Source organism: Flavobacterium franklandianum, assembly GCF_007097365.1.
Lineage (GTDB): Bacteria > Bacteroidota > Bacteroidia > Flavobacteriales > Flavobacteriaceae > Flavobacterium > Flavobacterium franklandianum.
Window position 1 is genome coordinate 239,402 of sequence record NZ_VJZR01000004.1, and the last position, 25,688, is coordinate 265,089.

Here is a 25,688-nt window from a genome sequence, read left to right on the forward strand (position 1 = left end):
AAAAATAATTCTTATGAATAAAAAAATAATTTTAATAGCACTTGTTATGGCTTTTTTTCAAGTTTCATGTAAAAAAGAAAATACTAAAAATGTAGCCGCACCTAAAGTAAATGAAGTGATTGTAGTTGATTCCACTCTCCTAAAAGCAAAGGATTTTGAAGCTACAATCGACAAAAAAGTAACCCATTTATATTGGATAGAAAACAACGGAATAAAAGCTGCTTTTACCAATTATGGAGGTAGATTAGTTGGGTTATGGATGAAGGATAAAAACGGAAAGCTGACTGATATCGTAATTGGAATGAATAGTGTTTCTGGTTTTCAAAAATCTACAGAGCCCTATTTTGGAGCAACAATTGGCAGGGTTGGAAATAGAATTGCAAAGGGCAAATTTACTATAGAAGGAAAACAATATAGTATTCCGCTTAACAATAACGGAAATACTTTACACGGAGGAATAAAAGGCTTTCAGGACGTTGTTTGGGATGCAGTTAAAACAAATGATAATACTTTGGTATTTACCTATACTTCGCCAGATATGGAGCAGGGATTTCCTGGAACTCTAAAAGTAAAAGTGATTTATACACTTACTGCAGATAAAGGCCTTAAGATGGAATATGAAGCTACAACTGATAAAACGACCGTTGTAAACTTGACCAATCATGCTTTTTTTAATTTAAATGGTGAAGGAAGTGGAACTATTTTAAATCACCAGATGCAGATTTTTGCAAATCAATTTACGCCTGTTGACTCAGGTTTGATTCCAACAGGAGAATTAAAATCCGTTGCTCAAACTCCCTTTGATTTTACCGAAGTGCATACCATTGGTGAGCGAATCGATGTTGAAAATGAGCAGTTAATATTCGGAAAAGGATATGATCACAACTACGCTCTTAATGATTCAAAAACAGGTGAAATGATTCATGCAGCAAGTGTTTTAGGTGATAAATCGGGAATTGTTCTGGATGTTTATACGCAAGAACCAGGTTTACAGTTTTACAGTGGCAACTTTATGCAAAGTAAGAATACTTTAAAATCGGGTATCAAAGATGATTTTAGAACTTCTTTTGCTTTAGAAACACAACATTTTCCTGATGCACCAAATCATTCCAATTTTGCTCAAATTACTTTAAAACCAGGACAAAAATATCAAACAGTTTCTGAGTATAAATTTTCTATTCTTAAATAATAATGAAATATATGGGTTATTCTTATAAAAATCTTACATTTTGTTTATTTGTTTTGTTTTCTGGCTGTTTTAGTGTGTATTTAAAAGCACAAAACACCAATTACGTTTCAAATAAAACACCACTTGCAAACACACCTTTCGTAGCATTGCCATTGGGTACAATTGAGCCAAAAGGTTGGTTAGCTAATCAATTAGTATTACAAAAAGAAGGACTTACAGGCGAATCCGAGCTTATTTATAGCGAGTTAGGAAATAATTCAGCTTGGCTTGGTGGGAATGCTCCTGATTCTGATTGGGAAAGACCTCCATATTATGTAAAAGGATTGGTGGGCTTAGCTTACACTTTGAACGATAGTAGTTTAAAAACTAAAGCTCAAAAATGGATCAATTGGACACTAAATAGTCAAAAATCAAATGGTAGTTTTGGTCCCGCGACAAATGCAGACTGGTGGCCCCGAATGCCTATGTTGAATGCTCTTGTCGATTATTATGAAGCAACAAATGATGCTAGAGTAATTCCATTTTTAACGCGTTATTTTCAATATCAATTTGATACTCTGGGCAGTCAGCCTTTATTTGATTGGGGAAAAGCGAGAGCAGCTGATAATGCAGATGTTATTATTTGGTTGTACAATCGAACAGGAGATGCTTTCTTGTTAGATTTGATTGATGTAATAAAAGATCAAAGCTATGATTTTACTGATATTTTTACGAATAATACTTTTATAACTGGTTTTACAAATAATTTTTTCCCAAAACACAGTGTAAATGTGGCTCAAGCCTACAAATATGGACCTGTTTTTTATCAAAAAACAAAAGATGTCAAGGATAGAGATGCTTACCTGAAAGGAGTCAGCAATTTGAATCCCTATCATACTCAAATTACAGGAATGAATTCGGGTAGCGAAATGCTATCTGGAAATGCCTCTATTCAAGGAGTAGAACTTTGCGCAACAGTTGAGAGAATGTTTTCCAACGAAATTGCTACCCGAATTTTGGGAGATGCAAGCATTGGGGATGAACTCGAAAAAATTGCTTTTAACCAATTGCCAGGTACTTTAAGTGATGATATTCACCAACATCAATATTATTCACTCCCTAACCAAGTTCAGAGCAAAAGAGGAGGCAATCAATTTGCACAGGATTATGATAATGGAGTCTTGCCTGGACCTTATTCAGGTTTCCCGTGTTGTCGATTTAATATGCATATGGGATGGCCTAAATTTGCACAATATTGTTGGATGGCTACATCGGATAATGGGATCGTTGCAACGGCGTATGCACCATCAGTTGTAAAGGCTAAAGTGGCAAATGGAGAAAACATTACCATTACTGAAGATACCAATTATCCTTTTGAAGAGCAAATTAGATTTACAATTGCCACTAACAATGAAGTAATATTCCCATTTAAACTCCGAATACCAGCTTGGTGTTCCAATCCAGTTGTCAAAATAAATGGCAATATTCAGGAGAATGTTGTTGTAGGGACTTATTATTCTATTTCTAGGAATTGGAGAAATGGAGATGTAGTTACGCTTGATGTTCCAATGGACATCAAAGTGTCGCATTGGGTAAATAATTCAGTAGGAATCGAAAGGGGACCTTTGGTATATTCTCTAAAAATGGATGAAAATTGGCAACAATTAAACCGCCATTCTTTTAATTCAAAAGACTTTAGTGAATTTGAAATCTTCCCTAATAATTCTTGGAATTATGGCGTAATTATCGATGCGAACAATCCAAATACTTCATTTAAAGTGGTGAAAAGTGTGATGCCAACAAATCCATTTGTTCAAGATGTAACACCAATTCAGTTAAAATTAAAAGCTAAAAAAATTAATTCATGGGGATTGGATGCTAACGGAATCCATGCTTCGGAACCTCCACTAAGTCCTTTATTGTCTGCTGAGCCTGAAGTAGAAATAACTTTGGTTCCCTTTGGTTCAGAAAGAGTACGCGTCACTTATTTTCCTGTAATTGGAGAACCCAATGCTCAAGAAAATCGTTCTTTTAAGGACGAATTCCTAACCAATGAGACTAATAAGTGGATTAATTTTGGAGGAAGCTGGCAACAACAAAACGGCAAATACCACGTACATTCCACTGGAGTCAGAGGTGTAAAATCGGTTGCAAAAGCGACTAATTTTGCTGATTTAACTTTTGATGCTACAATAACAATTCTTGATGATAATGCCCAAGGAGGGCTGATTTTCAGAGTTAATAATCCTTCGGATGGCGCTGATACGTATCAAGGTTATTATGTAGGGCTCAATACAAGTGGTCAAATTGTTTTAGGGAAATCCAATAATGCTTGGACACAAATTAAAAGTACTAGTGCCATAATTAGAAAAGCAACACCTTATCATTTGCGAGTTGTTGTAAATGGGTCGAACATAAAGGTTTATTTGGATAATATGGATGTGCCAAAATTAGAAGCAACGGATAACACTTTTCAAAAAGGTTCAATTGGTTTACGAGGCTATGGTGGCGAAACTGTTATTTTTGAAAATGTTTCTGTAATTGATCAAAATAATTTAGGATTTGAAGATTTTAAAAGTTCAAATATCAAAATGATCAATGATTATATTTTTAATAAAATAATTTTTTATGGAGCTAAAGATGTTAGTAAAGTTGAGTTGTTTTCAATTGAAGGAAGGCTTGTTAATTCTAAGAACTTTACAGATAAATCAGATAAAAAAGAAATTGAAATTAGTTATCTTCAAAAAGGAGTTTATATTGCAAAATGCAATATAAATGGGAAAATATATAGTCAAAAATTTATCAGATAATAACTTCGTTGTCTAATCATGAAATAAGTTGTCAAGAATTAGGATTTAAAATTATATTAAATAGTAACCTCGGAAGCAAAAAACTTTCGAGGTTTTCAGGACTTCAATTTTATAGCGGGAATTTTATACAAAGTAAAAACACTTTAAAATCAGAGGTAAAAGATGATTTCAGAACTGCTTTTGCTTTAGAAACGCAACATTTTCCTTGATGCACCAAATCATTCCAATTTTGCTCAAATTACTTTAAAACCAAGACAAAAATATCAAACAGTTTCTGAGTATAAATTTTCTATTCTTAAGTAAAAAATCAAATTTACTTTAATTAATCAAAATCTGCATGTGAATTGTCTCCGGCTAATAAGCAGATTTTTAAAATACTAAATTATTTTATGAAATCTTCTTCTTTTGTAAATCAAGAACGTATTGTTTGGGCTGATGTTCTTCGTTTTGTTGCTATGTTTATGGTAATTAGTGTACATTGTACGGATCCGTTTAATATTTCGCCTGCCGCTAGATTGAATCCTGAATATAATTTCTGGGGGACAATTTATGGATCTATATTGCGTCCCTGTGTCCCCTTATTTGTTATGTTAACAGGAATGTTGCTACTTCCTGTTAAACAAGAAATTGGGCTTTTTTATAAGAAAAAGTTAACCAGAGTTGTTTTTCCTTTTCTAATTTGGTCAGTTCTTTATAATTTGTTTCCTTGGTTTACGGGGGTAATGGGCTATGATTCGTCAATTATAACTAAGTTCTTTGTATATGCTGGAGATGCTCCGTCGCAGGCTTTTAAGGATAGTCTGCATAATATTATAATGATTCCTTTTACCTTCACGGCATTTTGTACGCATATGTGGTATATTTATTTGCTAATTGGACTTTATCTTTTTATGCCTATTTTTTCCGCCTGGGTAAAAGAGGCTACTGACAAACAGAAAAGAATGTATCTTTATTTTTGGGGTATCACGCTCTTTTTGCCCTATATTCATGAATATGTCTCTAATTATATTTTCGGTGCTTGTCCGTGGAATGGTAGATTCGATTTGTTTTACTATTTCGCGGGATTTAATGGTTATTTACTTTTAGGTCATTATTTGTCGAAAGGAAATAGTTGGAGTGTTCTTAAAACATTACTTATAAGCGCATTTCTGTTTGCTATTGGTTATTTTGTAACTTATGTGGGCTTTGGTAATAGGGTTGCTGACCCAAGATCAACCGAAGAGCAAATCGAATTATTTTTTCTTTATTGTACACCAAACGTATTTTTGATGACAATTGCGGTTTTCATGATTTCTCAGAAAATTAAAATAGATAGTCCCTTTTGGATAAATATATTTGCAAACTTAACTAAATGTGGTTTTGGAATCTATATGGTACACTACTTCTTAGTGGGGCCTAGTTTTATGATTATTGATTTATTGCATATACCAATTCCTATACAAATCCCTGTGGCTGCAAGTATGACTTTTGGTTTTGCTTGGCTGTTTACAGTTTTTATTTATAAATTGTTGCCATCAAAAGCGAAATGGATAATGGGTTAATAATATCAACTTTTCTATACTATATTTTTTACTAATAAATTCTTAATAAATATTTCTAAATCGACTAACACTTATTAAAATGAAATACCAAAATAATCCTTTTAAAAAAGGCACAATTCAATTTCGAAATTTATTGTTGATTCTAATGCTTGGAATTTATATAATTCCTTTGACGGCACAAAATTCTAATTATATATCAAATAAAGAACCTCTTGTGAGTACACCTTTTATTGCTTTGCCATTAGGGGCAATTCAGTCTAAAGGATGGTTAGAGACTCAGTTAAAATTGCAAAAAGAAGGACTTACAGGCAATTCTGAAATAATTTATAGCGAATTAGGAAGTAATTCGGCTTGGTTGGGGGGAAATGCGCCAGATTCTAATTGGGAAAGACCTCCGTACTATGTAAAGGGATTAATTGGTTTAGCCTATACTTTGAATGATAATGAGTTAAAATCCAAAGCTCAAAAATGGATTGATTGGACCTTAAACAGTCAGCAAAAAAATGGTAGTTTTGGACCTGAAACCAATAATGATTGGTGGCCAAGAATGCCAATGTTAACTGCTCTAGCAGATTATTATGAGGCAACAAATGATGTAAGGGTGATTCTGTTTCTAACACATTATTTTCATTATCAGTATGAAGCATTGGACAAGCAACCATTAGTTGAATGGGCAAAAACAAGAGCGGCTGATAATGTTGATGTAATTATTTGGCTTTACAATAGAACGGGAGATGCTTTTCTTTTAGACTTGGTAGATAAAATAAAAAGTCAAGCTTATGATTTTACTGATATTTTTACAAATAATACTTTTATAAGCGGTTTTACCAATAATTTTCTTCCAAAGCATAGTGTGAATGTGGCTCAGGCTTACAAATATGCGCCAGTGTTTTATCAGAAATCAAACGACGCAAAAGATAAAGATGCTTTCTTGAAAGGTGTAAAGAATTTAAAACCGTATCATACTCAAATTACGGGAATGGAATCGGGAACCGAAATGCTATCTGGAAATGCTTCTATTCAGGGAGTTGAACTTTGTGCTACAGTAGAAAGAATGTTTTCAAATGAAATTGCAACAAGAATTTTGGGCGAAGCAAGTATTGGTGATGAACTCGAAAAAATTGCTTTTAACCAATTGCCGGGAACTTTGAGCGATGATATTCATCAGCATCAATATTACTCGGTTCCAAATCAGGTTCAGAGTAAAAAAGGTGGAAATCAATTTGCGCAGGATTATGATAGCGGAATTTTACCGGGACCATATTCGGGTTTTGCTTGTTGTAGATTTAATTTGCATATGGGTTGGCCAAAATATGTACAATATAGCTGGATGGCAACTTCTGATAATGGTCTTGTTGCTACTGCATTTGCACCATCGGTTGTACATGCAAAAGTGGCAAATGGTGAAAATATTACCATCAATGAGGAAACGAATTATCCTTTTGAAGAGCAAATCAGGTTTACGATTTCAACTAAAAACGAAGTGATTTTTCCTTTGAAACTTAGAATTCCTGCTTGGTGTTCTAAACCAATTATTAAGGTAAATGGCGTTGTTCAGAAAAAAGTAATTGCAGGAACGTATTATTCCATTTCACGTAAGTGGAAAAACGGAGATTCCGTAACGCTTAATCTTCCTATGGAAATTAAAATTTCAAATTGGGTTCATAATTCGGTTGGAGTAGAAAGAGGACCTTTAGTTTATTCTCTTCAAATGGATGAAAACTGGAAGCAGATCAACAAGCATATTTTTGACGGAAAGGATTTTAGTGAATTTGAGGTTTTCCCTAAAAATGCCTGGAATTACGGTTTATTATTGGATACCAAAAACCCGAATAAATCCTTTAAAGTTGTGAAAAGTGCCATGCCCGAAAATCCTTTTGAACAGGATAAAACACCAATTCATTTAAAAATAGGCGCCAAAAAAATACCATCCTGGGGATTAGATGCAAACGGAATTCACGCTTCTGAACCTCCTTTAAGTCCTTTATTGTCTAACGAACCTGAAGAAGAAATTACTTTGGTTCCGTTTGGTGCTGAAAGGATTCGGTTGACTTATTTTCCGGTTATCGGGAAACCAAAAGCCAGAATTACGGACGCTTTCAAAGATGACTTTAAAACCAATGAAGCCAATAACTGGGTTAATTTTGGCGGAAGCTGGCAACAACAAAATGGCAAATATTACGCACACTCTTCCGGAATTAAAGGTATAAAATCAATTGTCACATCGACTGAGTTTTCAGATTTAACATTTGATGCTACAATTTCGATTTTAGATGATAATGCTCAAGCAGGAATTTTGTTCAGAATCAGCAATTCATCAGACGGAGCAGATATTTATCAGGGTTATTATGTTGGATTGAATACGAGCGGACAAATTATTTTGGGAAAATCAGATAATAACTGGACTGAGATAAAAAGTGAAAACGCTGTAATTAAAAAAGCAACTGCCTATCATCTAAGAGTTGTGGCGAAAGGATCAAAAATCAAAGTGTATGTTGATGATATGAATAGTGCAAAATTAGAGGCAGTTGATACCGCTTTTCAAACTGGTTTAATTGGTTTGAGGGGTTATGGTGGAGAAACTATTATTTTCGAAAACGTTTCTGTAAAACAATTATAGGTTTGTTTTTAATTTTCGTTCTGAATGTTAAACTTTCTATATGTTTTTTTAGTTAAAATAACATTATTCAGATTTTTATTGAATTAAGATAAAAAAGTAAAATATTTTTGGTAAAACTAAAACGTTTTAGTATGTTTGTTTTTTCTATTTATATAGATGCTTAAATATATATTAAAAATTCTGACTAATTCAAAATAAACCCTTTTATTATTAATATCCAAGACTCTTTTCGTGAGGCGTAAAAGTGTCTAAATCTTCAGTAAAACAGTAATCATGCACATGAAAAATTTCTTTATTAAATCAGTTGCTCTCTTTTTTGTCTTTCAATGCACAACTGCACAAGAAGGTATTATAAACAATGTTGAAAAACCTATCGATTGGGTAAATCCTTTAATTGGTAGTGATTCTGATCATACACTTTCTAACGGAAATACATATCCAGCCATAGCCATGCCCTGGGCTATGAATTTCTGGACACCGCAAACGGGAAAAATGGGAGACGGCTGGGCTTATACTTATAGCGCAAAAAAAATAAAAGGATTCAAACAAACACACCAGCCATCGCCGTGGATGAATGATTACGGACAATTTTCAATTATGCCGGTTACAGGTAAATTGCGTTTTAAGGAAGACGAAAGAGAAAGTTGGTTTTCGCATAAATCAGAAACCGTAACGCCTTATTATTACAGCGTTTATCTGGCAGATCATGATGTAACGACTGAAATTGCGCCAACAGAAAGAGCCGCAAGATTTAGATTTACGTTCCCACAAACAGATGATGCTTATGTGGTTATTGATGCTTTTGACAAAGGTTCGTATGTAAAAATCATCCCATCTGAAAATAAAATCATTGGTTATACCACTAAAAATAGTGGTGGCGTTCCTGATAATTTCAAGAATTATTTTGTGATTGTTTTTGATAAAAGTTTTACAGTAACCAAAACTTTTGATGGCGATAAACTTTTAGATGCAATAGAAACTCAAGCAGATCATTCTGGTGCTATAATTGGTTTTAAAACTGTAAAAGGAGAAAAGGTAAATGCAAAAGTAGCTTCATCATTTATCAGTTATGAACAAGCCGAAAGAAACTTGAACGAACTTGGTAAAAATGATTTTGACCAAATAAAAGAAAAAGGTAAAAACGTATGGAACACTGAATTAAGCCGTATTAAAGTAGGGGGAGGAACAGCAGAGCAATTCACTACTTTTTACTCCAGTTTATACCGTTCGCTTCTTTTTCCAAGAAAATTTTATGAGTTTGATGCTAAAGGAAAAGTAGTTCACTATAGTCCTTATAACGGAAAAGTTTTGCCCGGATATATGTTTACAGATACAGGCTTTTGGGATACTTTCAGAGCTTTGTTTCCTTTTTTAAATTTAATGTATCCTGAATTAAATCAGCAAATGCAGGAAGGTTTGTCAAATGCTTATAATGAAAGCGGCTGGTTGCCGGAATGGGCAAGTCCTGGTTTAAGAGATGTTATGGTGGGGAATAATTCGGCATCGGTTGTCGCAGAAGCGTATTTAAAAAGCGAAACCAAAAAGAATCCTGAAATTGAAAATTTATATAAAGCCTTGATTCACGGAGCGAATAATCAAGGTCCTTTAAGAGCAGTTGGGCGTTTGGGCGTTGATTATTATAATTCTTTAGGATATGTTCCTTATGATGCAGGAATCAACGAAAATGCTGCCAGAACATTAGAGTATGCATACGACGATTTCGCTATTTATAAATTAGGATTGGCATTAAATAAGCCAAAATCAGAAACTGATCTGTATAAGAAACGCAGTTTGAATTATAAGAATTTGTTTGATTCTGAAAACAACTTGATGAGAGGAAAAAATAAAGACGGTAAATTTCAAACTCCTTTTAGTCCTTTTAAATGGGGTGATGCATTTACAGAAGGAAACAGCTGGCATTATTCCTGGTCGGTTTTTCATGATATGCAGGGTTTAATTGATTTGATGGGAGGAAAAGATGTTTTTGTAAGTCAGTTGGATAAAGTATTTTCGTTAGCGCCTGTTTTTGACGAAAGTTATTACGGGAGTGTGATTCACGAAATTAGAGAAATGCAAATTGCCAATATGGGACAATATGCGCATGGAAATCAGCCAATTCAGCACATGACGTATTTGTACGATTATGCTGGAGAACCTTGGAAAACGCAATATTGGGTAAGAGAAACCATGAACAGAATGTACAAACCAACTCCTGATGGTTATTGTGGAGACGAGGATAACGGTCAAACTTCGGCTTGGTATGTATTCTCTGCTATTGGGTTTTATCCCGTAACTCCTGCTAGTGATCAGTACGTTATTGGTACGCCTTTATTTAAAACTGTTAAAATAAAATTGCAAAACGGAAAAGAAGTTTCTATTAATGCACCTCAAAATAATGCTGCAAATAAATACATTAAAAGTATGAAATTCAACGGAAAAGCGGATGCCAATAACTGGTTAAGCCATTCAGAATTATTAAAAGGAGCAACAATTGATTTTGAAATGAGCAACACGCCAAATAAAAATAGAGGAACTGCAAAAAAAGATTTTCCATATTCTCTTTCAACCGAAAAATAAAAAAAATTATATTTTTTATCATTTTATCAATCTAAAATTTTGGTTACATAAAGACCTATTTCTTTCAACGTAATACAGAGTACGAAGAAAATTAAAAACAGAAAGACCTGTATATAATGAATTAAATTAATGGACAATAATACACTTTACACAAAGCCGCATTATCAAATTTTAGATGGACTTCGGGGTTTAGCAGCTATTATCGTGGTGTTCTTTCATCTTGCTGAGCCACTTGCCATCAGCCGCTTTGACAATGTTGTAAACCATGGTTACCTGGCTGTTGATTTTTTCTTCCTTATATCCGGTTATGTAATTGGTTATGCGTACGATGACAGATGGAACAAATTAACCATAGGCAGTTTTCTTAGGCGCCGGTTCGAGCGGTTGCAACCATTGGTTGTATTGGGCATGACGCTTGGCGCCATCGGTTTTTACTTTACTGACTCAACCATATGGCCGCTTATTCATATGGTTCCTTTATGGAAGCTGATTGTGGTAATGCTGATAGGTTATACAATTTTGCCCATACCACTTTCTTTGGATATACGTGGATGGGAAGAAATGCACCCGCTCAATAGTGTTGGTTGGTCATTATTTTTCGAGTACATCGCCAATATTCTTTATGCGCTGGGAATAAGGAAATTATCTAATAAAGCATTAGCTTGTTTTGTAGTATTGGCAGGTGCAGTACTTTTGCATTTTGCTGTTACAAACCCTAACGGCGATGTGGCTGGTGGCTGGACACTGAATGCTTTACATATGCGCGTGGGGATAACGCGTACAATATTTCCATTTTTTGCTGGTTTGCTTTTATTGCGGGTTGCACGGCCAACCTATATAAAAAATGCTTTTTTATGGTGTAGCCTGCTGGTTGCTGCAGTGTTGTTTATGCCAAGAATAGGCAGTGCAGAACATCTTTGGATGAATGGTTTGTATGAAGCTTTTTGCATTATCATTGTGTTTCCACTAATTGTATATATCGGTGCCAGCGGTGTGGTGCATAACCAAAGGGAAAATAAAATTTGTAAATTCCTCGGCAATATTTCCTATCCACTTTATATAACTCATTATGTATTGGTCTATTTTTATGTGGCATGGGTAAGCAATCACAAGGGTATTACATTATCTCAGGCTTGGCCGTATGCGCTGCTCACATTTTCAGGAGCCATAGTTTTGGCTAATGCAAGTTTGAAGTTATACGATGAACCGGTAAGAGCTTGGTTGAGAAAAAAGCTGAAGTAGTGAAAAGTAAAATAGTCAATTATACCCTGTCACTTGTGACCATCGTCAGCATCATGTTATTTACAGGATGCGCTGAAAAACGACAGGCTACGCACCTGCTGTTAGGCGCATCACCGTGGAAGTTTGCGGAAATGCCTGCGCTTAGTACACTTTCACCGGAAAATCAAAAAGCTACGTTTAGTGGGGCTTCGGACAGCAGCAGTTTTACGATCAAACTAAAAGTTAATTTCAAAACCCAAAAGTCTGCCAGGTCCATACTCAACATCCCAGGAATACTAAGTGTGAAGTCGTTTCAACACAATGCGAAGGATCGGAAGTATCAAAATTATCCGGCTTATCCAATGCCCGATGGTTCTGTTCCTGTACTGGAAGCTACTTTGCGGCTTTATTTTCCTGCCGAGCCGCAGGGCAAGGACATGCCAGTAGGCATTCCTCTGGGGATGCTGGAAAAACCTGAAGGAGTGCATGAGGTCGTTCTTCATTTTTCGGGTGTTCGATGGACTTTATATGTAGACAACGAGCTACTTGACAATGATTTTGCCCTGGGCTACCCTAAATGGGGCAAACAAAATACATGGGAAATAGATTCTTCCCTGGTTTCTAAAGCTGAAATCTTCTTCCCGGGAATCGAACCACAAAAAGTAGTATTGGAAACACCCCGCATATCCCCTGAGATACAGTATTGGACCCCTGCTGGACATAATACATGGGTTGGCGATGTAGCTACCTTCTATCATCAGGGACGTTATCATATTTTTTATTTATTTGACCGCAGGGGTCATGAGAGCAAATTTGGAAAAGGGGCACATTATTTCGAGCACCTGTCAACAATTGACTTCAAAACATGGACCGAACATGATGCCGCAACCCCCATTGAGGAACAGTGGGAAACATTCGGAACTGGCACACCCTTTCTTTTTGACAACAAACTTTGTCTCAGCTACGGACTGCATACGACAAGAATTTATCCGAAGGAACAAACCATGTTACCTTTACAATGGGATTATTACAATAAACATGGCGTTACAGGCTCCTTCCGATATGATACCATTCCCGGCTATCCTGCCGGATCCACTTATTCGATCAGTGAAGATGGCATCAGCAAGTTTAAGAAAACTAAGATTCTGTTTCATCCATGTGAAAACCCAAGTGTTTATACCAATCCCGAAGGACACTTACGGATGTTGGCCAACTATGGAGCGAAAGGAACCTGGGAATCTAAATCCATTGATGGGGGCTGGAAATCTGTAAATGAGGCATTTCCGCCGGGTGGAGACTGTACATTCTTCTTCCGCTGGGGGAATTACGATTACGTGATTGGTGGTTTTACCGGTTTTTGGTCAAAACTGGCAAGTGCCTCTGAAGACAAATTCGTAGATGGTGTTAAAGCAGGTTTAGACTTTTACAATGGAATGAACGTGCCAGCGGTAACGGAGATAAACGACGGCCGTTTCTTACTGGCGGGCTGGATTCCGATGGCTGGTTGGGGTGGAGCATTGACGATCCATGAAATGATTCAGTCTCCTGAGGGAAGGATTGGAACCAAATGGATGGAAGAAATCATACCTGCGACACAAAAAGAAAGATCATTGTCGATAGAAATTAAAGAGACTTCCACTTTTGCAACAGGGTCTTCTTCTTCTTTTTTGCTAACCTTTGATGTGGAGCCAGGAACTGATCTAAACGGAAAAATGGCTGCGCTTTTATTGGGTGCGAATGCTGAAGATCAGGCCTGTGAAGTACAAATCAGTCCCAGCGTCAAAAAAGCTCAATACGGTAACGGGCAGACCAGAAATTTTTCGGGTGCAGAGAAATCCTTGCGGGAGGGCGGGTCTACAAATGCTGCACGCAATTATGCAATTGATAATATGGCAGGTACAGATAAACCTTTCAAGGTTCGCATGATTGTCAAGTATGTAGATAAATTTGGTGGGTCACTGATCGATACAGAAATTGCAGGTCAGCGTACCATGATTGTGTTCCGGCCAAACCTGAAAGTTGAAAAGCTATTGCTTAGGTCTGAAAAAACTGGGATCAAAAATGTTAGAATCTCGGCTCTCAAAAATTAATATAGTAATTTGTGACAAAGCTGCGGTGTTGTTTATACCAAGAATAGGTAGTTCAGAACATCTATGGATGAATGGCTTGTATGAAGTTTTTTGCATTATCATTGTGTTTCAGCTAATTGTATATATCGGTGCCAGCGGTGTGGTGCATAACCAAACGGAAAATAAAATTTGTAAATTCCTCGGCAACATTTCCTATCCACTTTATATAACTCATTATGTGTTGGACTATTTTTATGTGGCATGGGTTAGCAATCACAAGGGTATTACATTATCTCAGGCTTGGCCGTATGCGCTGCTCACATTTTCAGGAGCCATAGTTTTGGCTTATGCAAGTTTGAAGTTATATGATGAACCGGTAAGAGCTTGGTTGAGAAAAAAGCTGAAGTAGTGAAAAGTAAAGTATTGTCTACTTGCGGTTTATTTGGCTATGTTTATTTTTCAGTTCCCTGCTACCTGCAAGGCTACAATGGATTGAAATAAATTTGTTTCCACTATTTTAAAGTTTAGGTTGATTCTCATCAGTTCGTTTTTTTGAACTTTGCGAAGAGGTTTTACCAATAGACTTGTTGTTACATATCAAAATTTTCAAAAGTTTTGTCATTGTGAAAGGATTGTCTGAAACTCTACTCGTTTCAATGCTTCTTTTATTGGTAACGGTAATTTCTTTACCGTCTTTATCATGGTGTATGATTTTTAAAAATACCGGCAGGAGTAGTGCTTGTCTTTAGAGCTTAATTTAATGTTAGTGTATCTTAATATTAAGATAAAAATCAAAGCACAGATTGAATGCAGAATGTGCGCGAAAATGTCTGATACCACTTATCAAAAGAGAGGTTAACTTTGCTTCGATGTCCTTCTTAACGGACGTTTTGAATATAGCCTGTGACCACATATTGGATATTCCCATTACTTCGTGTGCTTGTTCTAAACGCTGTTTGGCGTTGGATGTGTGTCGAAGCGGACGGTGTTGATTTCCAAACCGTTTGAGTCAATTAAATAGTGGTATTATCTATCTAATAAACTGGGATATAGGATTAAATAAGAACGGGACAAGGAAGAAAATTTCTTCTTTGTCCCGTCTAGTGACCGCGGCTGGATTCAAACCAGCAACCTCTTGAGCCGTAATCAAGTGCGCTATTCAGTTGCGCCACGTGGCCATTTTTGTGAGTGCAAATATAGGTATTTTTTGCAATCTTGCAAACCTAAATATGAAATTATATTGATTTTTTTTTAAATCAAAATTCTCAAATCAAGAATCTGGATTCATCAATCTAATGCTCTTGTAGTTACATAATATCTATAACCAATGATAGCCATTTGCCATTTCTTGGTTTTGGACAAATCCAGTCCGCTTTTAGTGAAACTCGGCAGAATAAGCTTGTTTATTTTGGCTAGAATTTTGAACATATCTGTTTTTTTTTCAAAGATATAAAAAAAGACGGTCTTGATTAAGGACCGTCTTTAGGGTAATAGTTGAAAAATTATTTTCCTATTTGCGCTTTCATTTTAGTTTCGTATTCTTCCATTTGCAACTCGTAGGTTTTCATTTTTTTTTCAAAAGCCTCCATTGCGGTATTAAAAGGTTCCATTTGTTTATCAAATTCCTCCATTTGTTTATCAAATTCTTTCATTTGTGGTTCTAAAGCTTCCATTTTTTTATTGAAATCCTCCATTTTGATTTCGAACTCTTTCCACGCTTTTTTGTCTCCATTTATTGGATCTCCTTTTGGAGCTTTTGGAGCCTTTGGAAAAACGGGAGGTTTTGGGTTTTTTAAGGTAAATGCAGGTGGTGTTGGAGGTGTTGGTGGCGAAGGAATATCAATATTATCCGCTGATTGATGGATTGTTTTGGTAGTAATTCTTATTGTTTTTCCAGTTTTATTTACATCCATTTTCTGAATAGTATTCTGATCTAGAAGTAAGAGTTCGTTTTTATCAACTTTTTCGTCATTAATGTAAATATCATTTTCATTGATGGTTTTAGAGAATTTCTTAGTGACAACTCTAATAGTTCCTATATCTGATTTTTTGTTAACATCGATGCTTTCAATTTCATTTGGATCTAATTTATCTAAATCCTCCTGACTCACTTTGGCTCCATCGATAAAAATTTCTTTTTCAGTGAATACTAAAGGTGCATTAGGTGAAATCAAGACACTTTTTTGGTTGATAACCGCTCTATCATCTGTTCCGAAATCGGCGGATAGTTCTCCGTTTATATTTTTAGAAACTATAATTCCAAATGTTTTTATGGCTTCTGTTCCTTTGGTTGCCATTTTCTTTGAAATATCTTTGCCTTTTTTTAAATTCACTTTGATGGCAATCAATTCGTTTTCTGAATTTCTTTCCATACTAGAAAAAGTAGCAATAATTGCGTAATTCTCTTTTAAAGCCTTAGTTTTTTCTTTTAATTCAGCATCGGTGGTATTCTTGTTTATTTTGTAAACATCTACCGCATTTTCAATTGATTTTACATGATCAATAGTTGTAAGTTCTGGTTCTTTTTCTTGCGCAACGACTTTCACCTGAAAGAAGAACACAAATGCACCTAATATTGGAAGTATTAAAGCATACTTCCAAGAATTCCTTTTGTTTGATTGATTTTTGTTTAACATAACGATTCGTTTTTTGATTAATGATTGATAAAAATGATTGGTAATGGCAACACAATTTTCCTGTGTTGTTATTTTTAAAAGCGTCAATTGATAGGCTTTTTTGTCGGATATGGTTTTAGAAGCTTCACTGTCGGCGATGAATTCTAGATTTTGAGCAATGGCATTTTTGTACAACCACACTATCGGATTGAACCAAAAAACGACACAAAACAGCCTTGAAATCAAAACGTCAATGGTATGATTTTGAGCGCTATGCACTTTTTCGTGTTCCAAAATATTTTCCAATTCCGTCTCGCTGTATAGTGATGAATTATACACAATAGAATTGAAATAGGAAAAAGGAGAAACATTTTCGGAGACGTCAATAAACTTGAAATCGGCTTGATGCTGGATGGTTTTTCCTTTGAGAATCATAGAAAGACTGAAAAAATCAAAAGCGAATTTCACTAAGAATGCCAGAATTCCAATTGAATAAACAATAGCTAAAACAAGATACCAATTGATTTCAAACGCTTCATTTTCGACGGGAGTTGTCATCGGAATATTCGACCAATCAATAGTTGTAGGACTTGGATCAACCCAAACTATTTTTGTAAAAACAACCAACGGCAATTCTACCGATGTGATTAATCCCGCCAATAAAAACCAACGATTGCTGTTGAAAAAAGTTTCTTTTCGCAACAAAATATGATAGGACAAATAAAATAGGCCTATTAATCCACTAGATTTGAAGAGGTATATAAATAGCGTTTCCATACGATTATTTATTTTCGATCATCTCTAAAATCTCACGTAATTCCTCGGCTGAAATCTTTTCTTCTTTGGCAAAAAACGATACCATATTTTTATAAGAACTATCAAAATACGTATCGATAGCTGTGTTCATAAACCGCTTTCTGTAGTCTTCCATTTTTACGATAGGGAAGTATTGGTGGGTGTTGCCAAAAGCATTGTGCGACACAAAACCTTTTTCTTCCAAGTTTCTGATAATCGTCGAAAGTGTGTTGTAATGAGGTTGTTCTTCAGTAATTTCAGCTAGAACTTCTTTTACAAAAGCTTTTTCTAGCTTCCATAAAATTTGCATAATTTCCTCTTCTTTGTTGGTGAGTTTTTGCATAATTGTATCGTTTTTATCTTTCTTGAAACAAACGTACAACTATATTTATAGTTATCAAACTGTTTTTATAGTTATTTAACTATATTTTAAGTTTTAAGTGGAATGATTTGGTTTTGAGATGCTTAATTATTTTCAGTTCGCAACATTCGATTCAGCCAAAGGCAGCTAATTGCCGCCAACATTCCTAAAGTTCCCATAACAACCCAATTGATTTGATACCCAAAATGTGCAATAATATCCAATCCAGTTTTTGAACAAGCAATGTGAGCTAGGCTAAAACTCATCGTAAATAGTCCCATATATTGTCCTTCTTGCCCTTTTGGAGCTCGGTTCAGTGCAACAGCATTTGTCAAAGGGAAAGCAAAAATTTCTCCAAGAGATAGTAAAACAATACTTATTAATAAGATAAACACCCAAGAATCGAGTAGTAAAATATAATATCCTAATGCAACGCACAAAGCACCATAACCAATGATTTTAATTTTATTGATTTTTTTTCTTTCTATTCGGCTTACAATAGGCATTTCTAATAAGAAAACTAAAAGTCCGTTCAGGGAAAGGAGCATTCCGGTTTGAAACTCGGTCAAGCCAAATTTTTCGTTATGATACAAAGGAAGAGTGGTGAAAATTTGAAAAAACACCATCGCAATGATAAAAATAATAAACAATAACAACCAGAATGGTTTGTCTTTATAAATGGACTTTCGGTTGATTAGCGTTGGTATTTCGCCTATCGCTAGAGGAATTCTTTTTTTCTCTTTGACTGTCAAAGCAAAAATCAGAATGGCAATGATACAAGAACTACCATCAACCCAAAACAAACCTTGATAGCCCATTCCTAAAATAATTAAACCGCCCAAAGTGGGACCAGCAGCAAAACCAAGATTTACCGACAAACGCACCAACGACAGGGCACGAACTCTGTTTTCGGGTTTGGCATACACACTCAATGACACAAACATTGCCGGTCGAAACATATCGGCAATGGTCATAATCCCAAACATTCCCAAACACAAACCCCAAAAACTAGTGATGTATTGCAGAATAAAAAATAGAATTCCACTCGTAAAAAGACTGAAAACCATTATTTTATAAAACCCAATTTTATCGGTCAATTTGCCGCCAAGCCACGAACCAAGCATTGAACCTAATCCAAAAGCAACCATAATCCATCCCACTTGACCGTAGGTAAAATGCAGATTTTCCTTTAAATATCGGGATAAAAAAGGCAAAACCATCGTTCCCGCACGATTGATAAAAGTGATGAGCGCCAGAATCCAAACTTCACGCCGGAAGCCTCTAAAATTATTGATGTAACTGCGGAGTCCTGTTCTAAGCATTGGGAAATTTCTTGTTGGCAAAGCTACAAAGATTTTCAGGAGCTTTTTCCACAAGACATTCGCATTTAAAATTTTCAACCACGAATTTCAAGAATTAGTACTAATTTTATAACTTTCAAAATGAAATTCATTTTGCTTTTTAAAAATTAACAGAATGTAATTTGTGTGAATTTGTGCAATTCGTGGCTAATTTTTTTTAATCTGTCGTAATCTGTGGCAAAAAATACAGCTTGACAAGTTCCGCCCACAAGCAGTAAATTCGTGGCTAACTTTTTTTAAATGAAATGCCTTGGAATAGTATTTTCTCTAAAATATAAACGTTGTGGCTTTCTAACTTTTAAACTATTTTTGCTAAAATTTATACGATGAGAACGATTCTACCTTTTGTATTTTTAACACTATTCAATTTTGGTTTTGCCCAAGAAAAATTTGATGTGGCGGCTGCCGAAAAATTTCAAAAAGAGTTAAATTCCGAATATGCCGATGCCAAAACAAGTCCATTGACAGTAGAAGATTTGGCAACATTCAAAAGCTTGGGTTTTTATCCTATAAGCGAAAAGTTTTTTGTTACTGCAATATTTGTTAGAACCGAGAACGAAAAACCGTTCGAAATGAAAACTTCGACCGAAAGAAAACCAATGTATGTAAAATTCGGTGAAGCGCATTTTGAAATGGATGGAAAATCATTACAATTGAACATTTACCAAAACATTGAATTATCCAAAAAAGAGGAATATAAAGACTATTTGTTCTTGCCTTTTTCCGATTTAACTTGCGGAAAGGAAAGTTATATTGGCGGAAAATATATCGATATGAAAACCCCAAAAGGAGACACAATAGTTATTGATTTCAATACGTCATACAATCCTCTATGTGCTTATAATCATAAATATTCCTGCCCTAAAGTACCATTAGAAAACGATTTGAACATAGAAATTAAGGCAGGTGTTAAAAAATTCCATGACTAATGAAATACTTTAATCTACATACGCATCAATTCACCAATCAACCCGAGGTGTTGGAATTGGTCAATCAATATCCACAGGAATTTGATGCCTCGATTCCGTTTTATTCCATCGGAATTCATCCATTATATATTGACGAAAACCGATTGGAAAGCGATTTTAAAATTTTGGACGAAAAATTGGCTTTGCCCGAATGTTTGGCTCTTGGCGAATGCGGATTAGATAAAAGAAGCGAAACTCCGTTTGAATTGCAGCTATCCGTTTTTGAAAGGCAATTGGCTCTAGCCGAAAAATATCAAAAACCAGTTGTGATTCATTGTGTTGCCTCTTTTCAGGAACTTATCGAAATCAAGAAAAGATTGAAGGTTAGCGTTCCAATGCTAGTTCACGGATTTTCAAAGAAAGTAGAACTCGCCAAACAATTGATTGACAATGGATTTTATCTTTCGTTTGGTAAAAACTTGTTGCGATCCCGAAGCGTCGGGACCGAATTAGAATCCGTTTTTAAAAGTATTCCAAACGATAGATTCTTATTAGAAACCGATATGGTCGAGGAAGGAATTCAGGATGTTTACGCCTTGGCGGCGAAATATAAAGAATTAGGATTAAACGAATTACAAGAAATTGTAAATAGAAATTATAATCAAGTTTTTGATTTTAGATTGTAGATTAACGATTTTTGATTTTCAGGAACTTTAAACATTAAACTTGAAACAATAAATTATGGCAGAATGGACAGAAAGAGCGGAGCTCTTATTTAAAGCAGAAGGATTGGATAATTTAAGAAACGCCAATGTTTTGGTAGTAGGATTGGGTGGAGTTGGTTCCTTTGCAGCCGAATTTTTGGCAAGAGCCGGAGTCGGAACAATGACTATTGTGGATGGTGATATTGTAGATATAACTAATATTAATCGACAATTGCCAGCTTTGCATTCCACAGTAGGGCAACCCAAAGTAACTATTGTTGGCGATCGATTGATGGATATAAATCCCGAATTGAAATTGACTAAAATTAAAGAATTTTTATCGCCAGAACGAGCTTTCGAAATTGTTTCAGCCGAATATGATTATGTTTTGGATTGCATTGACAGCATCACTCCTAAATTGAATTTAATCATTGGCGCCAAGCGAAAAAGAGTCAAAATTATTTCTTCGATGGGAGCAGGAGGAAAGATGGAAGCATCAAAAGTGAAGGTCGCCGATATTAATAACACAATGAATTGTTTCTTGGCAAAAACCGTTCGTCGTCGATTGAAAGAATTTAAAATTGATAAATTGAAAGTCGTTTTTTCGTCGGAAATTCAAGATGATTCCAGTTTAAAAATGACCGATGGTTCTAATTTCAAGAAATCTTTTTACGGAACTAACAGCTATATGCCAGGATTATTTGGATTGTATGCTGCTGAAACTGTGATTCGCTATTTACTTAAAAAGTAGTTTCCTAATAAATAACTCGAGGCAAATTGCCAGTGGTAGTTGGGAAATAATAGCCACTGATTCACAGATTTTAAGAATCTTTTTTAATCTGTGAATCTGTGGCAAAAAAATACTGAGCTGAGCTTCTAGGAAGGAATCTAAAAAGAAATTAAAAAATCTGCAATCTAAAATCTAAAATGAATTACCTAAAACTCATCCGTTACCAAAACCTGTTAATGCTGGCCTTGATGCAGCTTATTTTTAGGTATGGTTTTCTCGAATTGCAAAATATTCCGTTGGCTTTGGCCGATTGGCAATATATATTATTGGTTTTGGCAACGGCGTGTATTGCAGCTGGGGGTTACATTATCAATAATATATTTGATGTGGAAACCGACACGGAAAATAAACCCGAAAATGTGGTTGTTAGCAAGTTTATTTCTGAAACCAAGGCATATAATCTGTATATTGGTTTTACCGTAATTGGTGTGGCGATGGGCTTTTATTTGTCGAATGTAATTGGCAAACCCAGTTTTGCATCCATTTTTATAGTCATTGCTGCTACGCTTTATTTTTATGCCACGAGTTTGAAACAAAGCTTGCTCATAGGCAATTTTATTGTGGCATTATTGCTTGCGTTTAGCGTGATTATCATTGGTATTTTCGATTTATTTCCTCTAACCAATGAAGAAAATCGACCTGTTATGGGATTGCTTTTTGGTATTCTTTTGGATTATGCAATCTTTGCTTTCATCATTAATTTCATCCGAGAAATTGTTAAAGATTTACAAGATGTTGAAGGCGATTCGATTCAAGAAATGAGTACTTTGCCCATTGTTTTGGGCATAAATAGAACAGCAAAATTGGTTTTTGTATTGAGTTTTATTCCAGTAATTTTAATCCTGAATTATATTAATACCAACTTATTTTCGTCGGAATTGCTTTTTGGAACGCTTTACGGATTGGTTTTTATATTGGCTCCGTTACTATACTTTATAGTAAAAATTTGGTTAGCAACAACAACACAAGATTTTCATCATTTGAGTACCGTTCTAAAATGGATTCTGTTTTTCGGAATCCTTTCAATTGTGGTTATCAGCCTAAACATTAAATACAATGCTTAAAAATAAATTACAAAAATACAAACTGATTTTGGCTTCGGGTTCGCCAAGACGTCAGCAATTCTTCAAAGATTTAGACCTCGATTTTGAAATTCGATTGAAAGAAATCGAAGAAATTTTTCCACCAGAACTAAAAGCCGAAGAAATCACCAATTATTTGGCAGTACTCAAAGCCAGCGCTTTCGAAGGAGAATTGAACGACAACGAAATCCTGATTACCAGCGATACGATTGTTTGGCACGAAAATATAGCTTTGGGTAAACCAAAAGATGCACAAGATGCCTTTGATATTCTAAAATCATTATCGAATGCGACTCACGAAGTAATTACCTCGGTTTGTTTTAAAACCAATGTAGATTCAACTATAATGTTTGAAGTGACCAAAGTAACTTTTAATGAATTGAGTGATGAAGCTATTCACTATTACATAGAAAACTACAAACCCTTCGACAAAGCGGGAGCTTATGGCATTCAGGAATGGATTGGTTTTGTGGGCGTTTCAAAAATTGAAGGTTCGTATGCGAATGTAATGGGAATGCCTACGGATAAAGTTTATGAATATTTGAGTAATTTAGCATAAAAATAGAGTTATGGACTACCTAAATGATTTTACAAAAGAATTAATTGCAACTGGAATTTTATTAATCTTGGTTATTTTGTCGCGTCTAATCGTTTCAAAATTGATAAGGAGTTTTGCCAAAAGAAGTCAAACTATAGAAAAACGAACCCGATTAGTACTCAAATACATTCATTTGCTGATGAATATAATTGCAGTGATAGGTTTAATTATAATTTGGGGAGTTCAGACAAAAGATATTTTTATAGTATTTTCTTCTATTGCAACGGTTGTTGGAGTAGCAATGTTTGCACAATGGTCGATTTTGAGTAATATCACTTCAGGAATTATCTTGTTCTTTTCATTTCCGTATAAAATTGGGGATTATATTTTCATTCATGACAAAGATTTTCCCATCGAAGCCGAAATCGAAGACATTGGCGCATTTCACGTGTATTTGAAAACCCCAAAAGGTGAAATTATGGTCTATCCTAATAATTTAATGTTGCAAATAGGAATAACAATTTTAAAACATCCTGATGAAGAAAAAGAGTTTACGGATTAGTTTTTAGTGTTAATCATATAAGAATTTCAAAGAATAATACAGCACTTTGGAAGTATATGAATCTAATATTTACTTGTTCCACCAATTTGCTTATTTATTAATTTTAAACAGCTCCTATTAATCTTTTTGAATGCTTCAAATACAAAAAACGAATTGCCTAATTTTTATAATTTTTTGCTTTCAACTGTCTTTTTCTCAAGAAAAAGTTGCCCAAAAAGATAGTTTAGAAGTATACAAGAACATACAAAACTATTCAAAAAAACACAAATTCACTAAGTTTGTGCACAAGTTGGTTTTTAAACCCATCAATCCCAAACAAATACTTAGAAAAAAAGTTGTTAGGCAAAATTATCAAGCCTTTGAGGGTAAGATTATTCGAAATATCAATATTATAACACTGGACCCTTTTGGTTATTCCGAGATTGATTCAACCAAAAAACCTCGAAATTGGGTCGAAAAAAACGGAAATTCCATTCACATAAAAACCAAAAAATTAGCCATACAAAATGTATTGCTTATTCGAGAAAACAAACCTTTTGATTCCTTATTAGTAAAAGAATCGGTTCGTTTGATAAGAACACAAAGTTATATTAACAGAGTTGTCATTACACCCCAATTAATTACTAAAAATGGAGATTCAGTTGATATTTATATTCGAGTTTTAGATACTTGGAGTTTTCTTCCAAAGGCTTCGTTCTCGAATTCAAAGGGGAAAATTCAATTGAATGAGCGAAATTTTTTTGGTTTAGGTCATACACTAAACAGTCAATATCAAAAAAGATATGATGATGGTAATAATGCCTCTAATCTAGAATATATTATCCCAAATATCAAAAACACCTTCATTAAAACGGCAGTACTTTATAATAAGGATTTGGATGATAATTATGGAAAATCCATAACCATCGATCGTCCTTTTTATTCGCCTTTTGCAAAGTGGGCTGGAGGAATAAATTTGAATCAACAATTTAGAAGTGATACTCTCACAGACTCTAATTTAGTGTATGCCAAGCAACGTTTCAAATACAATTCGCAGGAATTTTGGGGTGGTTATGCTTTTAGAATTTCTAAAGATAGTACCGAAAATAGTAGGATTACAAACTTAATTGTCTCGGGCAGGTTTTTTAATGTCAACTATATAGAAAGCCCAACTATCGCCTATGATCCCATCGATTTTTATTCGTCAGAACAATTTTTTCTTTCCGGAATTGGGATTTCAACTAGGAAATACGTTGAAGATAGGTATGTTTTTAAGAACGGAATTATCGAGGATGTTCCCATTGGAAAAATATATGGAATAACAGCGGGGTATCAATCTAAAAATAATAATCAACGTTTTTATTTGGGTGGACAAGCATCTTTTGGAAATTATTTTAAATGGGGATTTTTAAGTCTCAACTTTGAACTGGGAACATTCTTTAACAAATTGGTTACCAATCAGACAGCATTTTCTTTCCAGGCCAATTATTTTACCAATTTGATTGATATTGGAAAATGGAAAGTACGACAGTTCATTAAACCACAATTGACTATTGGGATTAACAGACAGAATTCTATTGGAGACCAACTCACCATCAACGAAAATAATGGTATTAAAGGTTTCAAAAGTGCTATTTATGGCAATCAAAAAATGATATTGACTTTTCAAACGCAAACTTATTCCCCTTGGAAAGTTTTTGGTTTTCGATTAAATCCATATTTTAATTACACCATCGCCATGCTTGGAAATGAAAAAACTAGCTTGCGAGATAATCAAGTTTTTTCAAAAATTGGTATTGGATTCCAAATCACAAATGATTATTTGGTGTTTCGTACTTTCCAGATTTCGCTAGCATATTATCCTACAATTCCAAGCAATGGCAATAATGTTTTAAAAACAAATTCTTTTGAAACTTCTGATTTTGGGTTTCAAGATTTTGGATTAGACAAACCAAGAACCGTGATTTATAAATAAGGTTTTACAATT

The 25,688-nt window shown here is 34.8% G+C and carries 19 protein-coding genes and 1 tRNA gene; 15 read left to right on the forward strand and 5 right to left on the reverse strand.

All coding sequences use genetic code 11. The features are described from left to right. Positions 1 to 13 precede the first annotated feature (13 nt). The 8 genes from FNW17_RS07290 (at position 14) to FNW17_RS07330 (ending at position 14,415) form a co-directional block, all read left to right on the forward strand. Positions 14 to 1,189, forward strand: coding sequence for an aldose epimerase family protein (locus FNW17_RS07290; protein ID WP_144071294.1), 1,176 nt, complete (start codon positions 14 to 16; stop codon positions 1,187 to 1,189). Between the two features lie 11 nt (positions 1,190 to 1,200). Further along, on the forward strand, positions 1,201 to 3,978 hold the full coding sequence (locus tag FNW17_RS07295; RefSeq protein ID WP_185965276.1) for a beta-L-arabinofuranosidase domain-containing protein: 2,778 nt from the start codon (positions 1,201 to 1,203) through the stop codon (positions 3,976 to 3,978). Positions 3,979 to 4,367: 389 nt separating this feature from the next. Continuing rightward, positions 4,368 to 5,519, forward strand: coding sequence for an acyltransferase (locus FNW17_RS07305; RefSeq protein ID WP_144071296.1), 1,152 nt, complete (start codon positions 4,368 to 4,370; stop codon positions 5,517 to 5,519). Positions 5,520 to 5,598: 79 nt separating this feature from the next. Next, positions 5,599 to 8,139 (forward strand): beta-L-arabinofuranosidase domain-containing protein, encoded by a 2,541-nt coding sequence (locus FNW17_RS07310; RefSeq protein ID WP_144071297.1) that lies wholly within the window; start codon positions 5,599 to 5,601, stop codon positions 8,137 to 8,139. A 279-nt stretch (positions 8,140 to 8,418) separates the two neighbouring features. Next, positions 8,419 to 10,716, forward strand: coding sequence for a GH92 family glycosyl hydrolase (locus FNW17_RS07315; protein ID WP_144071298.1), 2,298 nt, complete (start codon positions 8,419 to 8,421; stop codon positions 10,714 to 10,716). Positions 10,717 to 10,845: 129 nt separating this feature from the next. Beyond that, the gene (locus FNW17_RS07320; RefSeq protein WP_144071299.1) at positions 10,846 to 11,958 is read left to right on the forward strand and encodes an acyltransferase family protein; all 1,113 of its coding nucleotides are present in this window, start codon (positions 10,846 to 10,848) and stop codon (positions 11,956 to 11,958) included. Then, positions 11,958 to 14,027, forward strand: coding sequence for a glycoside hydrolase family protein (locus FNW17_RS07325; RefSeq protein ID WP_218043861.1), 2,070 nt, complete (start codon positions 11,958 to 11,960; stop codon positions 14,025 to 14,027). Before FNW17_RS07320 ends, FNW17_RS07325 begins: the two co-directional genes overlap by 1 nt. Then, complete coding sequence (locus tag FNW17_RS07330; RefSeq protein WP_218043862.1) at positions 13,999 to 14,415, forward strand: acyltransferase family protein; 417 nt, start codon at positions 13,999 to 14,001, stop codon at positions 14,413 to 14,415. The genes FNW17_RS07325 and FNW17_RS07330 overlap by 29 nt, the downstream gene beginning before the upstream one ends. 695 nt (positions 14,416 to 15,110) lie before the next feature. Here FNW17_RS07330 and FNW17_RS07340 read toward each other — a convergent pair. From FNW17_RS07340 to FNW17_RS07360, 5 genes are all read right to left on the reverse strand, one after another. Next, positions 15,111 to 15,184: transfer RNA gene (locus tag FNW17_RS07340), tRNA-Arg, on the reverse strand. Positions 15,185 to 15,293: 109 nt separating this feature from the next. Beyond that, positions 15,294 to 15,434 (reverse strand): SsrA-binding protein, encoded by a 141-nt coding sequence (locus tag FNW17_RS07345; RefSeq protein ID WP_144071300.1) that lies wholly within the window; start codon positions 15,432 to 15,434, stop codon positions 15,294 to 15,296. A 74-nt stretch (positions 15,435 to 15,508) separates the two neighbouring features. Next, positions 15,509 to 17,398 (reverse strand): M56 family metallopeptidase, encoded by a 1,890-nt coding sequence (locus FNW17_RS07350; RefSeq protein ID WP_144071301.1) that lies wholly within the window; start codon positions 17,396 to 17,398, stop codon positions 15,509 to 15,511. Positions 17,399 to 17,402: 4 nt separating this feature from the next. Beyond that, on the reverse strand, positions 17,403 to 17,759 hold the full coding sequence (locus tag FNW17_RS07355) for a BlaI/MecI/CopY family transcriptional regulator (RefSeq protein WP_144071302.1): 357 nt from the start codon (positions 17,757 to 17,759) through the stop codon (positions 17,403 to 17,405). Positions 17,760 to 17,881: 122 nt separating this feature from the next. Next, the gene (locus FNW17_RS07360) at positions 17,882 to 19,099 is read right to left on the reverse strand and encodes an MDR family MFS transporter (RefSeq protein WP_144071335.1); all 1,218 of its coding nucleotides are present in this window, start codon (positions 19,097 to 19,099) and stop codon (positions 17,882 to 17,884) included. A gap of 365 nt (positions 19,100 to 19,464) precedes the next feature. Here FNW17_RS07360 and FNW17_RS07365 point away from each other — a divergent pair, with 365 nt between their 5' ends. The 7 genes from FNW17_RS07365 (at position 19,465) to FNW17_RS07395 (ending at position 25,676) form a co-directional block, all read left to right on the forward strand. Continuing rightward, positions 19,465 to 20,067: a DUF1684 domain-containing protein gene (locus tag FNW17_RS07365; protein ID WP_144071303.1), complete on the forward strand. Its 603-nt coding sequence runs from the start codon at positions 19,465 to 19,467 to the stop codon at positions 20,065 to 20,067. Further along, the gene (locus tag FNW17_RS07370; RefSeq protein WP_144071304.1) at positions 20,067 to 20,732 is read left to right on the forward strand and encodes a TatD family hydrolase; all 666 of its coding nucleotides are present in this window, start codon (positions 20,067 to 20,069) and stop codon (positions 20,730 to 20,732) included. Before FNW17_RS07365 ends, FNW17_RS07370 begins: the two co-directional genes overlap by 1 nt. A gap of 55 nt (positions 20,733 to 20,787) precedes the next feature. Next, complete coding sequence (locus tag FNW17_RS07375) at positions 20,788 to 21,501, forward strand: tRNA threonylcarbamoyladenosine dehydratase (protein ID WP_144071305.1); 714 nt, start codon at positions 20,788 to 20,790, stop codon at positions 21,499 to 21,501. Between the two features lie 176 nt (positions 21,502 to 21,677). Next, positions 21,678 to 22,604, forward strand: coding sequence for a geranylgeranylglycerol-phosphate geranylgeranyltransferase (locus tag FNW17_RS07380; protein WP_144071306.1), 927 nt, complete (start codon positions 21,678 to 21,680; stop codon positions 22,602 to 22,604). Next, complete coding sequence (locus FNW17_RS07385; RefSeq protein ID WP_143390213.1) at positions 22,597 to 23,181, forward strand: Maf-like protein; 585 nt, start codon at positions 22,597 to 22,599, stop codon at positions 23,179 to 23,181. Before FNW17_RS07380 ends, FNW17_RS07385 begins: the two co-directional genes overlap by 8 nt. A gap of 10 nt (positions 23,182 to 23,191) precedes the next feature. Beyond that, positions 23,192 to 23,722: a mechanosensitive ion channel family protein gene (locus tag FNW17_RS07390; RefSeq protein WP_143390212.1), complete on the forward strand. Its 531-nt coding sequence runs from the start codon at positions 23,192 to 23,194 to the stop codon at positions 23,720 to 23,722. A gap of 280 nt (positions 23,723 to 24,002) precedes the next feature. Beyond that, entirely contained in the window at positions 24,003 to 25,676 is a 1,674-nt protein-coding gene (locus FNW17_RS07395; RefSeq protein ID WP_235893257.1) for a BamA/TamA family outer membrane protein, read from the forward strand. The last annotated feature ends 12 nt before the right edge of the window (positions 25,677 to 25,688 follow it).